The sequence below is a fragment of the Helicobacter aurati genome, assembly GCF_003364265.1.
Lineage (GTDB): Bacteria > Campylobacterota > Campylobacteria > Campylobacterales > Helicobacteraceae > Helicobacter_A > Helicobacter_A aurati.
Map to the genome: position 1 here is coordinate 83,091 of NZ_NXLW01000003.1, position 14,653 is coordinate 97,743.

10 protein-coding genes are annotated in these 14,653 nt (G+C 36.5%); 3 read left to right on the forward strand and 7 right to left on the reverse strand.

The genetic code is table 11. The features are described 5' to 3' along the window. The first annotated feature begins 1 nt into the window (after position 1). Positions 2-3,061 (forward strand): efflux RND transporter permease subunit, encoded by a 3,060-nt coding sequence (locus CQA66_RS02495; protein WP_104762738.1) that lies wholly within the window; start codon positions 2-4, stop codon positions 3,059-3,061. Between the two features lie 22 nt (positions 3,062-3,083). Here the strand turns inward: CQA66_RS02495 and CQA66_RS02500 are convergent, their stop codons facing one another. Then, positions 3,084-4,052 carry an SPASM domain-containing protein gene (locus CQA66_RS02500; protein ID WP_104762737.1) on the reverse strand — a complete coding sequence of 323 codons (969 nt, stop codon included), beginning with the start codon at positions 4,050-4,052 and terminating at the stop codon, positions 3,084-3,086. 197 nt (positions 4,053-4,249) lie between these two features. Beyond that, the gene (locus CQA66_RS02505) at positions 4,250-5,629 is read right to left on the reverse strand and encodes an FAD-linked oxidase C-terminal domain-containing protein (RefSeq protein WP_104762755.1); all 1,380 of its coding nucleotides are present in this window, start codon (positions 5,627-5,629) and stop codon (positions 4,250-4,252) included. Positions 5,630-5,804: 175 nt separating this feature from the next. Here CQA66_RS02505 and CQA66_RS02510 point away from each other — a divergent pair, with 175 nt between their 5' ends. Then, the gene (locus CQA66_RS02510; RefSeq protein ID WP_104762736.1) at positions 5,805-7,100 is read left to right on the forward strand and encodes an RNA polymerase factor sigma-54; all 1,296 of its coding nucleotides are present in this window, start codon (positions 5,805-5,807) and stop codon (positions 7,098-7,100) included. Between the two features lie 64 nt (positions 7,101-7,164). On the opposite strand, the gene CQA66_RS02515 is transcribed toward CQA66_RS02510, so the two are convergent. Then, entirely contained in the window at positions 7,165-8,043 is an 879-nt protein-coding gene (locus tag CQA66_RS02515; protein WP_104762754.1) for a menaquinone biosynthesis family protein, read from the reverse strand. Between the two features lie 40 nt (positions 8,044-8,083). After that, positions 8,084-8,827, reverse strand: coding sequence for a 3-oxoacyl-ACP reductase FabG (gene fabG / locus CQA66_RS02520; protein WP_104762735.1), 744 nt, complete (start codon positions 8,825-8,827; stop codon positions 8,084-8,086). A 147-nt stretch (positions 8,828-8,974) separates the two neighbouring features. On the opposite strand from fabG, the gene CQA66_RS02525 reads away from it, so the two are divergent. Then, entirely contained in the window at positions 8,975-11,380 is a 2,406-nt protein-coding gene (locus tag CQA66_RS02525) for a tetratricopeptide repeat protein (RefSeq protein ID WP_104762753.1), read from the forward strand. 4 nt (positions 11,381-11,384) lie between these two features. Here CQA66_RS02525 and CQA66_RS02530 read toward each other — a convergent pair whose 3' ends face one another. From CQA66_RS02530 to CQA66_RS02540, 3 genes are read right to left on the reverse strand one after another with little or no spacing between them, the layout of a single operon-like run. Further along, complete coding sequence (locus CQA66_RS02530; RefSeq protein WP_104762734.1) at positions 11,385-12,155, reverse strand: SIR2 family NAD-dependent protein deacylase; 771 nt, start codon at positions 12,153-12,155, stop codon at positions 11,385-11,387. Between the two features lie 43 nt (positions 12,156-12,198). After that, the gene (locus tag CQA66_RS02535; RefSeq protein ID WP_104762733.1) at positions 12,199-12,981 is read right to left on the reverse strand and encodes an SDR family NAD(P)-dependent oxidoreductase; all 783 of its coding nucleotides are present in this window, start codon (positions 12,979-12,981) and stop codon (positions 12,199-12,201) included. After that, the gene (locus CQA66_RS02540; RefSeq protein ID WP_104762732.1) at positions 12,954-14,642 is read right to left on the reverse strand and encodes a glycosyltransferase 87 family protein; all 1,689 of its coding nucleotides are present in this window, start codon (positions 14,640-14,642) and stop codon (positions 12,954-12,956) included. Before CQA66_RS02540 ends, CQA66_RS02535 begins: the two co-directional genes overlap by 28 nt. Positions 14,643-14,653: the final 11 nt, after the last annotated feature.

The following is a 14,653-nucleotide window of genomic DNA, read 5'->3' on the forward strand; positions in this document are numbered from 1 at the left end:
TATGCTAACTAAAATCATTGAATATTCTTTACGGCAAAGAATCATAATTATTATTCTTGCCCTTCTCTTGCTCGCCTGCGGTATTTTTAGCTTTATAAAAATTCCGATTGACGCATTTCCCGATGTAAGCTCTACGCAGGTAAAAATTATTATGAAAATGCCCGGCGCGTCTCCAGAAGAAATGGAAAATCGCGTTGTACGCCCCTTAGAATTAGAATTACTAGGCTTGCAAGGGCAAACTTCTCTACGTAGCACAAGCAAATTTGCAATAGCAGACATTACGATTAACTTCGAAGATTCGGTTGATATGAATATTGCGAGACAAATGGTTAGTGAGCGACTTGTCAATGCTATGTCAGAGCTACCAACAGGAGCAAGCGGAGGATTAGCACCTATCGTAACGCCACTTAGCGACATGTTTATGTTTACAATAGAGGGCAATATTTCAGAAATGCAAAAGCGTCAGCTTCTTGATTTTACCATTCGACCCGCATTACGAAGCATTAAAGGTGTAGCCGATGTCAGCAGTTATGGAGGCTATGCAAAGGCTTATGTGATTATCCCAGATTTCTATGATATGGCAAAGCTTGGTATTTCTATCTCTGAATTAGAATCCACTCTGCAAGAAAATTTAAAAAATGACGGGGCCGGCATTATTAATCGCCCGGGTGAAATGTATTTAGTCAAAATTGAAAGCGCGGCAAAAAGCATTAAAAATATTGAGAATATCTCGATACCCACATCAAAAGGCTATGTTCGCATTAAGGATTTTGCGCAAGTCGTTGAGAATCACAGAACAAGACTTGGTTTTGTAACTATCGATGGCGAATATGAAACCACCGAAGGCATTGTATTGGGCTTGCGAGGAGCAAATTCCAAAAATACCATAGACATGATAGAAAAGAAACTTGCACAAATTCAAGCAAATTTACCTCAAGATGTACGAATCAACACTTTCTATAATCGTTCAGAATTAACGGAAAAAGCCGTTAATTCGGTAATTAAAGTCCTTGTTGAGGCTATAATTCTTATCATTATTGTTTTATTTCTCTTTTTGGGGGATTTACGTGCGGCAGTTGCAGTAAGTGTCATTTTACCTCTTGCATTATCTGTGGCTTTTGTGCTAATGGAGGAAAATGGTTTGAGTGCCAATCTAATGAGTCTGGGGGGACTTATTATCGCTGTTGGAATCCTCGTAGATTCTGCCGTGGTAGTCGTAGAAAATGCCTTTGCAAAACTAAGTCATACGCAAAATCTTACAGCCATTCACACAATTTATCGTGCCGTGAAAGAAATTGCTCCTTCTGTTGTCAGTGGAATCGTCATTATTATTATATTTTTTGTACCGATTTTAACCCTTGAAGGGCTAGAAGGTAAAATGTTTGTGCCACTTGGAGAAACCATAGTATACGCTCTGGTTGGTTCGCTTATATTATCCATTACAGTCATTCCTGTTGTATGCTCTTTTGTCCTCAAAGTAAAGGCACACAAAGAAACGCTTCTGCTACAAGCTATCACATATCTGTATCACCCTATGCTAAGATTCTGTTTAAATCACGGGCGAATAGTTATTATCTCATCTCTTATTTTTCTCGTGCTTGCTTTTTCATTGTTCCCATATATTGGGAAGACCTTTATGCCAACATTGGACGAAGGTGATATTGTTTTAAGTATCGAAACCACGCCGTCAACTTCTATCGATGAATCGCGCGATATTATTCTTAGAATCACAAAACAAATTAAAGAATCTGTACCTGAAATCAAAACTATTATTACGCGTGCGGGAGCCGATGAATTAGGGCTTGACTTAGCGGGATTCTATCAATCAGACTCTTTTATTATTTTGAAACCAAAAGAAGAATGGGAATCTAAAGATAAAAAAGAAATTATTGAGAAAATCAACCGATCGATACAAGACTTTAGAGGCGTTACGTTTATCATGACTCAACCTATCGATATGCGAATTAGCGAAATGGTAACGGGTGTGCGCGGAGACTTAGCAATTAAAATCTTTGGTTCAGAAATCAACGAATTAAACAACATTAGTACGCAGATAGCCGAAATCCTTAAGAACATAGAAGGCAGCAAGGAAGTCTATACCCCTCTAAATAAAGGAGTTAACTATTTATACATAATACCACAAAAAGAAAGAATGGCTCGAGCAAACATTAGCACTGATGAATTTGCAAAGTTCCTTAAAAGCTCACTTGAAGGATTATTTATCGATTATATACCGCAAGGATTCACAAGAACCCCTGTGTTTGTTCGACAATTATCAGATATTGCTAATAATGTCTCAAAGTTCAAGAATTTAGAATTGAGCTCTAAAGACGATGTCGCCGTACCTATTAGCTCCATAGCAGAAATTAAAGCTATCGATGGACCAATTAGCATTATGCGAGAACAAAGTAGCCGCGTTAATATTGTCCGAAGCAATGTTGAAAATAGAGACCTAGGTGGTTTTGTACAAGAAGCTATGGCAAAAATCTCTGCCGAAGTAAAACTTCCTGAAGGTTATAGTATTACTTACGGTGGACAATTTGAAAACCAACAAAGGGCAAATGCGCGTTTTAGCACCGTTATCCCTCTAAGCATTCTAGTAATCTTTTTTATTCTATACTTTACGTTCCATTCCATTACACTTTCATTAATGATTCTCTTAAATATCCCCTTTGCCGTTACGGGAGGATTAATTTCATTATATCTTTCAGGAGAGTATATGTCTGTTCCAGCAAGCGTAGGATTCATAGCTTTATTTGGAATCGCAGTACTTAATGGACTTGTTATGGTGAGTTACTTTGTGAATCTCATTCAACAGGGATATAGTGTTGAAGAAGCAGTGGAAATAGGAGCAAAAAGACGTTTGCGACCCGTGCTAATGACTGCTAGTATCGCGGCACTTGGGCTGATACCTATGCTTATTGGCAGCGGTGTAGGTAGCGAAGTGCAAAAACCTTTGGCAATCGTTGTACTCGGAGGATTGGTAACTTCTACTGCCCTTACTTTGCTAATTCTCCCCCCTACCTTTCAAATGATTGCAAAAAGATTTAAGATTCTGTAATGAGGCTATGCTCGCACCCCATTTATCGCGCTACGACATAGCCGCACTTTTCGCAAAGGCTACTTGCTGGCTCGCCTATTCCAAGTTTATGTTTAAATTCTTGAAAGACTTTAGAAGTTAGAATCTGATGAAGTTTTTGCGTTTTTATTGAGCCAAAACATGCCGCACCACTATAATCAATACAACACGGAACAACATCTCCATTGCATAGAATCCCTATTTGACTATAAGCACCATGACAAAACCTACGTGGCTTTGTTTTAACCCCATCAGACAATACGTCATTTATAGAATCTTTACGTATCCATTCAAATGAGCGCGTAGCAACAAGCAATGTTTTCTTAGCAAGTCGCACGCGCTTGTAGATTTGATTGAATACATTTTCGTGTGGAATATTAAAATGCGAGGCGATATTACGAAGAATCTCACGAAAATACGGGGAATTACTAGCAATATCCTTGTTATGCAAACGTAAATTAATAAAAATAGGAGATTCCTGCATGAGGTTATAATCACAGAAAGCAAAGATACGTTGCAAATGTATATCATGCAGTCGATTGGGATTTGCGAGAAAGGCACTAAGAGAAAATGAAATTTGCACAAAGGGATAAGCTGTGAGCATGGCAAAATCACTTTGACGTAAAAACAACCCGGTTGTAACTAAATCCACTTGCAATTTATAGAATCTAAGAATCTCAATATATTCTACAAGATTATGAATGCTTAACGGATCGCCTAAGATATGCAAGCATACTCTACGGGTTTTACCCGTTATTTGTTCGCAAAGAGACTGAAAGAGACTAAGTGGCATAATGGTACGTAAAGATTGCCCTTTGTTGTTCTCTTCGCTACCTTTAAGGCTGCTTATTACATGAGGATTCTCTGCAGCTTGCCAAGAATAAGGTTGAATGCGCCTAGAGTTCGGGCAGAATCCACAACAAAGCCCACAATAATCAGTAAGTTCTATATATATTTTTTCAAATCGTTTCATCTTGTTATGCAGTAGTTATAAAGAGATTCTTAAACGTGAAATTATTTCTTGGTATTCTCAAGCAATTAGGACTTTGATAACTTAAGTCTTTGCAAGATTCTCAAAAAGGCAATTGCATACATTCATCTCAAGTATTACACGCGATAAAGACACCATCATATCGATTCTATTGACAATTAGAAAGCGCGTGTCCGCTGCTATAATCCCATCTTATTCGGATTTAATATGTTATTTGGATCAAAAGCCTGCTTAATACTGCGAAAAAGCTGCATTTCTTCTGGGCTAAATGCAAGATTCATAAAAGGTGCTTTCGCCAAACCAATACCATGTTCGCCGCTCAATGTTCCCTCCAAATCCACTGCTATCTTAAAAATCTCTGTAATTGCCTGATGTCCTTTCTCAAGATCGTTCAAATCCTCAACCATAACATTTGTATGCACATTGCCATCACCTGTATGTCCAAAACATGGAATCTTAAAGCCATATTTCTTGCTTACTTTATCGATTTCTGCAAGTAAAAGAGGGAGATTCGCACGAGGCACGGTAATGTCTTCATTGAGCTTCTTTTTACCATAAACACTTATGCTCTGACTAACATTTCTCCTTGCAAACCATAAATCTTCACCCTCTTTAGAATCTTTAGCCACCTTAAAGTCCACACAGCCATTTTCTTTAAACTTCTCCTCGATTTTAGCAAGTTGATAAGTAATTTCTTCGGGCAAATTCCCATCAACTTCCGTAATCAGAATCGCTCCAGCTTCCATTGGTAATCCCTTATGAAATTTCTGCTCAACAGCACGTATAGATAAATTATCTAAAAACTCCATAGCCACAGGTGTTACGCCGCTTGCCATTGTTTTATAGACAGCATTCATCGCACTTTCTATTGTGTCAAAAACTCCCATTGCCGAACGTTTCAATATTGGCTTAGAAAGAAGCTTCAAAGTAATTTCCGTGATAACAGCGAGTGTGCCCTCACTTGCAATTAAAATCCCGGCAATATTATAGCCCGCTACGTCTTTAATTGTCTTCTTGCCTGCCCGAATAATATCACCATTAGGCAAAACAGCACGAACAGCCATAACATAATCTTTTGTAATCCCATACTTTGCCGCGCGCATACCGCCTGCATTCTCACTAACGTTGCCTCCAATGGTACTTTGATTCTCACTTGCTGGATCGGGAGGATAAAAAAGCCCATGAGATTCTACGAAATTCTGTAAATCCTTATTAATAACGCCAGGCTGCACACGTACAATGAGATTTTTCTGATCGAGCTCTAAAATCTTGTTCATATATTTTTCTAATGCCAAAACAACGCCACCTTGTGCGACAATACTCCCACCTGTAAAGCCGCTGCCTGCACCGCGAGGCACGATAGGAATCTTATGCGCATTGCAGTAAAAAAGTATCTTGCTTATTTCATTCTCATCTCTTGGAAATAAAACAATATCTGGCTCTCTCTCCTCCCTTGTTGCATCATAACTATAAGCAAGCTTATGTAATTTATCGCTTTTTGTATTCTCTTTACCAAGTAGATTCTCAAAATATTGTACGTGTTTAGGTATGTCCTGCATGCTTGATAAATTGCTCATGATATTCCTTTGTTTAATTAATGTAATCTTAGAATCTATGAAACAAAATCTTAGCGAAAATTGAGCTTTGATACAATGTATATATCCAAAAGTGTATTGTGAATCATGAGATATTTTGCTACAATTAAAGCAAATTTTAGCAAGGAAGCGGTCTATAATGGCGAAATTACGACAAAATATTGCTGTTAAATCCAAGCTTTCTTCCACACTTAAAAGCTGGCTGCCAATCCTGCAAAGCCCTATCAATGAATTAGAAGAAACACTTGGCAAAATTAGCCAAGATAATCCTTACATAGAAATTGAATCTGCGTTTTCTACAAGCCTGCAAAATCTCTCTCAACCTAAATCATCAAAAAAAATAACGCGACATACAAAAAATTCCATTGGCGAAAAAATAGAACTGCTGACTATCTATGAAAAAAGTTTGATAGAAACACTACAAGAGCAAATAAATCCCCCACTATTTCCCACAATAAGGAGTCAAAAAATAGCTTTAGCGATTATTGATAATCTCGACAGCGAAGGATTCTTTGATTGCGATATGCAAATCCTATTGTCCAATCTAGCCAAAATAGGAATAACGTGTGATGAGGAAGAGCTACAAAGAGTACGACAGAGATTCTGTCATTTAGAACCTAGTGGTGTAGGCGCAAAAGACTTACTCGAATGCTTGATTTTTCAATTAGATGCAAGCAATTTAGAGGGTAGGGATTATGAAATAGGGTTACAAATTATACATAATCTCGAAAACCATGCAAAATTTAAAAAATATGATAACTATGAAAAGGTGATGAAAGTCATTCGTGATTTTGCGAGAATCCCCAGCCTTGACTTTCAAGAAGATTCTAATGTTGTCATTGCAGATATTATCATAATGCAAGAAGATGGCAATATTGAATTAAAGCTCAACGACTCCTATTATCCTAGCGTATTGATTGAGAAACCACGTAAAAAAGACGTCCAAGAAGATAGTTTTTTTAAAAATAAACTTAAAGAGGCTAGAGACCTGATTGATGCACTCGATATGCGCAAGGCTACAATAAAAAAAATTGGCTTAATGATTGTAGAATATCAATATGATTTTTTCATGGGGGGAGAAATTAAGCCCATGAAGCTCAAGGATTTAGCTGATGAATTTGGACATTCTCCTAGCACAATTTCACGTGCTATTGCGAATAAGTTTTTAGAATGCAATCGCGGCGTGTTTCCTATTAAAAGTTTTTTCACAACTGCTATTGACGGTGATACTTCTAATGCAAGTATTAAGGATTTTCTCAATGAGCTTATTAAGAATGAGGACAAGAAGAAACCACTATCAGACATTAAGATTCTTGAACTCATCGAAAAAAGGTTCACTCTAAAAATGGTACGCAGAACAATCACAAAATATCGTAAGCAGCTCGGCATACTAGGCTCTAGTCAAAGGAAACGTATGTATGAAATTAGTATTTAGAATTTAATTTACACAAAGAATCTCCAAATCTAATCTATTGCAACGTTATAGAGACTATCGCGAATTAGCTATACCGTATTTTTTGATATTCTTTAGGAATCATGTAATTCTCTACATGAAGTTTATAAGGATAAATTCCCGCATTGTACCCTAATTCATACATTTTGTTCAATGCAGCAAGTTGCGTGCAGTTCATACTATGTGAATGCTCATTGGCATAAAGATGCAAGTAAGTTTGTAAATCTTTCGCATTCACACGGACTAATTGACTATCTAATAACATTTGTGAAAGGATAGGTTGGAATCGCAAGGCAATCTGAATGGCTTTTGTTAAGGTCTCTTCTAAGACAATCGCGCGATTAAGCGGGATTGAACGTCTAATTGCCATACCGCCTAACGGAAGAGGCAACGTGTCTTTAATAAGATCCTGCCAAATATCCCACATTGAAGCTTCCACTTCAAGCGCAGAAGAAAAATGCAGAATAGATTCATGAATCAACACGCCAGCATCTACATTATTATCTAACACGTTTTGTTCTATTTCTAAGAAATTCTTATAAACAATTTTCGCATCAGGGTATTTTAAACGAAAGAGAAAAGCATTAGTAGTATGTGCGCCACTTAGAGCTACTGTAAATCTTTTCCCTAATGTTTTTCCTTTACGTTTTATAAGCTTTGGTCCATAACCATCCCCAAAACTCATACCTGTACTAAGCAGTGCGTACTCATTGCAAATCAATGGATAAAGCGCGAAAGAAATCGCACTTATATCATACATTCCCTGCAAACAAGCAACATTAAGACTTTCAATATCAAGCGCATAATTACTAAGTTTATAAGGGGAATCTATCCAACCAAATTTAATGGCATAATACATAAAAATATCATCAGCATCTGGGCTATGTGCTATTGTATAAGCGTGATTAGCAATAGAATCTTGCATGTGTATCAAAACAAATCCTTATTTGACATTTATGTAGCTGCTACATATATAACCCACCATTCACTCGCAAAACTTCTCCTGTAATGTAGCTTGAATAATCGCTAAGCAAAAAAGCTACTGCATTAGCCACCTCTTCTGCTTTGCCTAATCGCGCCAATGGAATGTTTTTCAGATATTCTGCTTTTACGTTCTCTGATAATTTATCTGTCATTTCTGTTTCTATAAAACCTGGGGTAACGACGTTGTAGCGAATATTGCGGCTTGCAGATTCTAAAGCAAAACTTTTTGTCATCGCTATCATTCCAGCTTTGCTAGCGGCATAGTTAGCCTGCCCTGCATTGCCTTTTTCGCCAACAATCGAAGCAATATTCACCACACTGCCCTTTTGTTGTTTACTCATAATCTTGAAGGCTTCCCTGCAACCAATAAAACAAGAATGGAGATTCGCCTCAATAACTTGCGCAAAATCCGCCACGCTCATACGTAATGCTAACTTATCATTTGTAATTCCAGCATTATTCACTAAATATCCAAGTTCACCATCGCTTTCCTTAATAAGCATCAAGGATTCTTTAAACGCATTTTCATCACTTACATCAAAACCAATAATAGCTGCCTTGCCGCCTTGAGATTCTATTTCTTCTTTTAATGTATTAGCAAGACTCACATTGCTTTTATAATTAATCCATACTTTAAGACCATGTCCTGCTAGTACTCGAGCGATTGCTGCGCCAATCCCTCTACTAGAACCTGTAATCAATGCGTTTTTTCCGCTAAATTGCATGACCTCTCCTTAAACAAAAATAAAACATACATAAGTATACCTAAAAAACAAATTCTAGACTAAATACCCCCTGTTTTATCGTATAATTGCAAATAGCAAATATAGTAAGGATAGGTGTTGCATTTGTTTTACTACATAAGATTCGCTATGTTTTTATATATATTTTTGATAGCCACAGCCAATGGACTTGAAATGAAGCTCAATTATGGCAAACAAAATCAAGAGACTTTTGCGATTCTCAACCTACGTAACACTCATCCATTCTCTTGCGAACAAAGCTTTAATGTCAATGGAATCGCTAAATTTATCTTATGTAAAATTGAAGGTATTCCACAAAGCGGCTTCAACCCCACAAAAAGCTCTATGATTTCTTTTAGCTATGAAATGCAAGATATAAGCGACCCAGACAACCCCAATGAACCACCAAAACGATATATGGTTATTAAAATAACGCCAAACAATAATGCAAAATTACAGCTCTTTTCTGTTTTTAGCGATTTAAAGAACGAAAAGCCAATTCCTGTAACACGTAAATCTTTATCTAAAAGTTACCAAATTGTTGCTTATCATAACAAGCTACCGTTCCTAAATCCCGAAGAGAACAAGGAAAGCAGAGATTCTATCAATTTCCCTGTGGCTATCCCACAAACCTCTACGCCCACAATTAGTGAGTTAGATATAAATCGCAAGCCATTGCATTACACTGCGGGCAAGGACTTAGAGGCATTTTTAGAAATCAAGCAACATATTAGAGATAGAGAATATGATCAGGCTCTAACGAAAATTTCTCAAACACTTGCAAGCTACCCTGATAGTCTTTTTGCAAAAGACCTCTTGTATTACGCCATTGTTGCACTCGACAAAAGCCGGAATGAAAAAGCGGATAATCTCATTATAGAAAAAGCAACACAATGGGCAAAAGTTTATGCAAGTGATGATAATGCGCCAGAGGTTATGTATATTCTAGGAAAAGCCCATATCCATGAAAATAGGTTGAAAGATGCTCTTTACTATTTTAACCGTATTGCAGAAGAATATGAACATTCCAGATACGCTCCATTAGCAAAAATGCAAATTGCTAACACCCTTAAATCTAAATCTGATTTAAGACGAGCACCACTTATTTATCGTGAAGCATACCAGCAAGCCAAAGACTTAGAATCTGCAAGCCAAATCGCTATTTCATGGGCTAGATTCAATCTTAGAAATGAAGATTTTGACAATGCTGATGAACTTTTTAGAAAGGTTTATAAAGTTTTCCCTGCCTACTTTCTGATTGATAAACAACAGACACAAGAAATCCTTAATGAATTAGAAGAAGATCAACGTTATAGTATAGCTGCCGATATTGCCGGATATTTGAGTGGTTATGTGCCTGTAGAGAGCGAACAACACGCGAACTTATTGATGAAAGCTTCAGAATTTGCAATGCGCGCGGGAGATTTTGATAAATCGCATAAATTTAATCAAGATTTCCTATATTATCACCCTAATCATAGTCTTGCCGAAGCAATAAGGGCAAGAGACGATTCATTATTATTTGATATAAGTGGAAATTACAGCGAAAAAATGGCAAGATACGAACACATTATCGCTAACTATCCCAATACAGAGAATGCTAAAAAAGCATTATCCCTTAAAGCGCAACTCTTGTTAGACAATAAAGAATACGCGAATGTTATTGCAATGCGTAATTTGCTACCACAAGATTCTCCAATACTACAACATGCTATCGATAAACAAGTAGAAATTTATATCCGCGAAAATAACTGCAACGGTATAGCTGGCGTGTTAAGCAATGCCAATAAAGTAAGTCTTACAGTGAAAGAAAGTCTTGACGTCTTTGAATGCCTTTATAACCAAAATAATTATGAAAAAGCTAACGAGCTATTTTCCCAATTGCATAAACACATTCAAGATGGTGACAGCCAATTAAAATGGCTCTATTTGCAAGCCAATACTCTTTTTGCGCTAGGGCAAGATAAACTTGCCGTAAAAGCAGCAAGAGATGTTATAGATTTAGCCTTTGCAATGGGGAAAAAACAATATTATGATATAGCTTTCAAGATGTTTAACGCGCTTTTTAATGACGACAGCACCAGAGCGCAGGCTATTCAATTAAGCTCTGAAATAGATTCGTGGTTTCCTCAAGATAGTAGATTATTGCCCGTGCATTTCGCTCTACTCAATGAAGCGCAACACAACAATGACCCTTTAGCCATCAAGCACGAAACAAATACTCTTATGAAACTTCAGAACAGTTTGAAACAATACCCTTATAGCCCTTATATCAACTTTATCTACATTAACGGATTGATTGAAGACAATAAATATGAAACTGCCTTACAACAATTAGAATCTCTTAAGCAATTCCAGCTAAATTTGGACGACAAACAACAAAGATTCTATAAGATAGCAAATATATACTACACTTTAAAGCAAATGGACAAGAGTAAAGAAGCACTCAATGCTTGCATTGCGCTAGACAGCACGACAACTTGGGGAACATTATGTAATAATGCAATGGATTTGCACAATAACAACTTTGAATAGAATTCTAATTAAAAGATTTGCGATTAAAAAACTGCTCTAATGTTTTATGTATTCTCTCTATTGCCTGTGTAGCTGGCATATACAATATTGTATCAAATAGAGATTCTCTAATGTTCGAATGATATTCAAGATTGTTGAGAATCTTATAACCAATTTTTCCTCTTTTTTCAGCCATTGTAACTAGAGAATTGACATCTATCACGTTGGCACTTGTCCCAATAACCAACACACAATCCTCCTGTGTAAGATTCTCGAAAGTTTGGTAGAGAAGAGTATATTGCGGGGCATGTTCAAAGAAAAATACAACAAAAGGCTTAAGATATTGGTATTGACAATTTTGACAATCATGCTTTTGAAACTCATTGTACCCTATTGTAAAAATAGTCTCGCAGCGCGGACAAATAATCTTCGTCAATTCACCATGTAAATGCACGACACGATTCGCCCCAGCGCGTTCTAGCAAATCATCCACATTTTGTGTTATATAAATAACCTCTATTGGCTTATCTGATTGACTTCGCGATGAAGAATCTGCATTAAGAATCATGGGAAGCTGTGCCAAAAAATTGTGCATTTTATTTGGTTGTACTTTTTCTAATTCTTTACGTCTAAGATTGTAGAATTTATGTACAAGTGAAAAGTTACTAAGCCAATTGTTGTAGTTACATACTTCCATAGGGTCATATTGCGCCCATAATCCGTTATCGTCTCTAAAGGTACTTAATCCAGATTCTGCACTTAGTCCCGCTCCACTGAAGACAACAAGCTTTGCCATATATACTCCTTAGAATCTGATTTATGAAATAACAAACAAAATATTACAATTTCATTCGCATAAAGATTCTATCTGGTAATAGCTTAATAAATAGCATAATCCAACGCCATATTGATTTATAATAGAGACAAGTCTTTTTTCCTTGTAATTCTCTATAAATACCTCTAGCAAGCTCATTAGGACTAGCAATCAGAATCTTTCGCGCGACGGCATTTCCTATAGTTACATCTTTGAGACTTTTGGTTTGAGTAAAACCAGCTTTGACACACAGCACTCTGATATTGTTGTCTCTTTGTATTCCAAAGCGATTGGCGAGCCCTTCCATATAGGTACTAAGGGCAGCTTTGCCACAACCATAGAGATAATTGCTAGCCCTGCCTCTTTCTCCAGCCACCGAACTTATAGCAATAATAAAACGACCGATAAAAGACGTAGATTCCTGTTCAAATCGTTGCGCGACTAACTCTAATAAACTTATAGCACCTAAGACATTTACCTCAACACTCTGTTTTGCTAAAGAAAAATTTGACTGCGCATCTTGCTGCTTTGGCATAAAACCAGCGACATAAATTACTCCATAAATATTATCAAATGACTGAATAAATGTTCTATGGCTTGCAAAATCACGAACATCAAGCGTTCGCATTGTTATCTTAACGTTATAACGTGCCGACATATCATGATAAAAAGATTCTAAAGAACAAGTATTTCTTGCGCAAAGAATGAACTCTAAAGAATCTATGGTAGCAAATTGCGCAAATACTTCTACAAGAGCCTTAGAGATTTCGCTTGTTGCACCTATAATAAGGACTTGTTTGGATAGCATGATAACTCCTTTTGATTGCCCGAAATCAGAATATACAACGCGCAAAAATAAAGCAAGCTAGCATAACACAGGGCAAAAAAATGACTAACGATATAAAAATAAGCATCCATATAAAGCAAAATATAAAAACAATAGAGCAGCAAAATAAAAAACTCCATTTTCCGCAAGGCAAACATTCCAATAAACAACAAACAAATAACCACTGTATAATCATAAATATGATGCTGAAATAAGCAAAACGATAGAATAAGCGAAGAGAGAATGATACGGTTTTGTGATGGCTTTATTCTTAGAATCACATATATCCAAGCAATAAGACAACATAATATTACATAGAGAAAAGGATTCTTGCCATTTAATCCACCAAAAGTGTGTTTAGCGAGGCTCAAGAAATCAATCACCATAGAACTTGCATGCTCTTTACCCACCATAACAGGCAGGAATAAAGACTCTAAAAATCCCAAATGAAAATAGTTAGCAAAGACAGCAACAACCAAAACATGAATACTTATAGCAAATACTACAGGTTTATAGAATCTTGCAAAGAAAAAGCCTAGCATAAGCGGGATACCAAAAGTATATTTCACGCCAACAATGCTCAAGGCAATACCACAAATGAAAGTATTATGTCTATAGACGAAACTAAGAATAATGAATAATGCAAGTATTAAAGGAATATTGCCGCGAAAAATCGCCATAGCATAAGTCTGACTTGCAAAAAACGTAACCGCTACGATAGCAAAATATACAAAGGGTATCTTGCGGAATCTCATCTCCCTATAAAGAAAATAAAAAACCACAAGAATGCACAAATTATTCACTATTGCATAAAGAATCTTTGCATTATCATATTCAAACACGGCAAAAGGATACATTAGAACATAAAGTAAATGCGCATAGTTTGCTTTATTGCCAAGGAAATGGTTGCCCTGTAATGTCTCAACAAAAGGGTTAAGACTTGTATCCATTCCATGTAATCCAAAAAGTTGCACAGAAGGATACCATTGCATATCACCACTATCATTGCTACCTAAATAGGCTCCTCCTTCCCTTATGACAATATCATCTATATATAAGAAAATGTAAAAAGCAATCAGGCTAAAAAATATGAGTAAAAAGTGTTTCCCTATCCTAGAATCTTCGAGCTTAATAAATAGGGAATTTATCCTTTCAAAAAGGACATAAAGAGAATCATTAGCTAACAAAACAATCTGTTTTTTACCTTGAGCGTACCAATATGAGAGAGTGTGATTATGGTAATAGAATCGCAATTGCACAACAAGCAAGCAAACAATCCATAGGCTACACAACACAGCAAAACCTTTAGTGGTAAGTTTTGCCTCATAATCAATAGAGCCGATTCTCTCTTTAAGTTGCAAATTTGTATAGCCAATAAGAGTGAAATTAAAATCATAAATTTCATGAATATATGGTTCTATGTTTTTATTAGAATCTTTAAGAGGCTGTGTAGGAACATGCAACTTATAGAGATTCGAACGTGCAAATTCCTTGAGCAGGATCGATATTCCCTTACTTGCTATCATCGCATGAAACACATTAGGCATATCTCGATAAGACTTGATAACAACATCAGCATTCTTAACGCGAATAAGACTACAAGAACAAAGCAAAATTAAGAAAAAAATTGAAATATACTTCATGATACATCCCC

What these genes read in the sequence shown, in the direction of transcription:
- CQA66_RS02495 (WP_104762738.1), top strand. Translation starts at nt 2, where the DNA reads ATGCTAACTAAAATCATTGAATATTCTTTACGGCAAAGAATCATAATT.
- CQA66_RS02500 (WP_104762737.1), bottom strand. Translation starts at nt 4,052, where the DNA reads ATGAAACGATTTGAAAAAATATATATAGAACTTACTGATTATTGTGGG.
- CQA66_RS02505 (WP_104762755.1), bottom strand. Translation starts at nt 5,629, where the DNA reads ATGCAGGACATACCTAAACACGTACAATATTTTGAGAATCTACTTGGT.
- CQA66_RS02510 (WP_104762736.1), top strand. Translation starts at nt 5,805, where the DNA reads ATGGCGAAATTACGACAAAATATTGCTGTTAAATCCAAGCTTTCTTCC.
- CQA66_RS02515 (WP_104762754.1), bottom strand. Translation starts at nt 8,043, where the DNA reads ATGCAAGATTCTATTGCTAATCACGCTTATACAATAGCACATAGCCCA.
- fabG (WP_104762735.1), bottom strand. Translation starts at nt 8,827, where the DNA reads ATGCAATTTAGCGGAAAAAACGCATTGATTACAGGTTCTAGTAGAGGG.
- CQA66_RS02525 (WP_104762753.1), top strand. Translation starts at nt 8,975, where the DNA reads ATGTTTTTATATATATTTTTGATAGCCACAGCCAATGGACTTGAAATG.
- CQA66_RS02530 (WP_104762734.1), bottom strand. Translation starts at nt 12,155, where the DNA reads ATGGCAAAGCTTGTTGTCTTCAGTGGAGCGGGACTAAGTGCAGAATCT.
- CQA66_RS02535 (WP_104762733.1), bottom strand. Translation starts at nt 12,981, where the DNA reads ATGCTATCCAAACAAGTCCTTATTATAGGTGCAACAAGCGAAATCTCT.
- CQA66_RS02540 (WP_104762732.1), bottom strand. Translation starts at nt 14,642, where the DNA reads ATGAAGTATATTTCAATTTTTTTCTTAATTTTGCTTTGTTCTTGTAGT.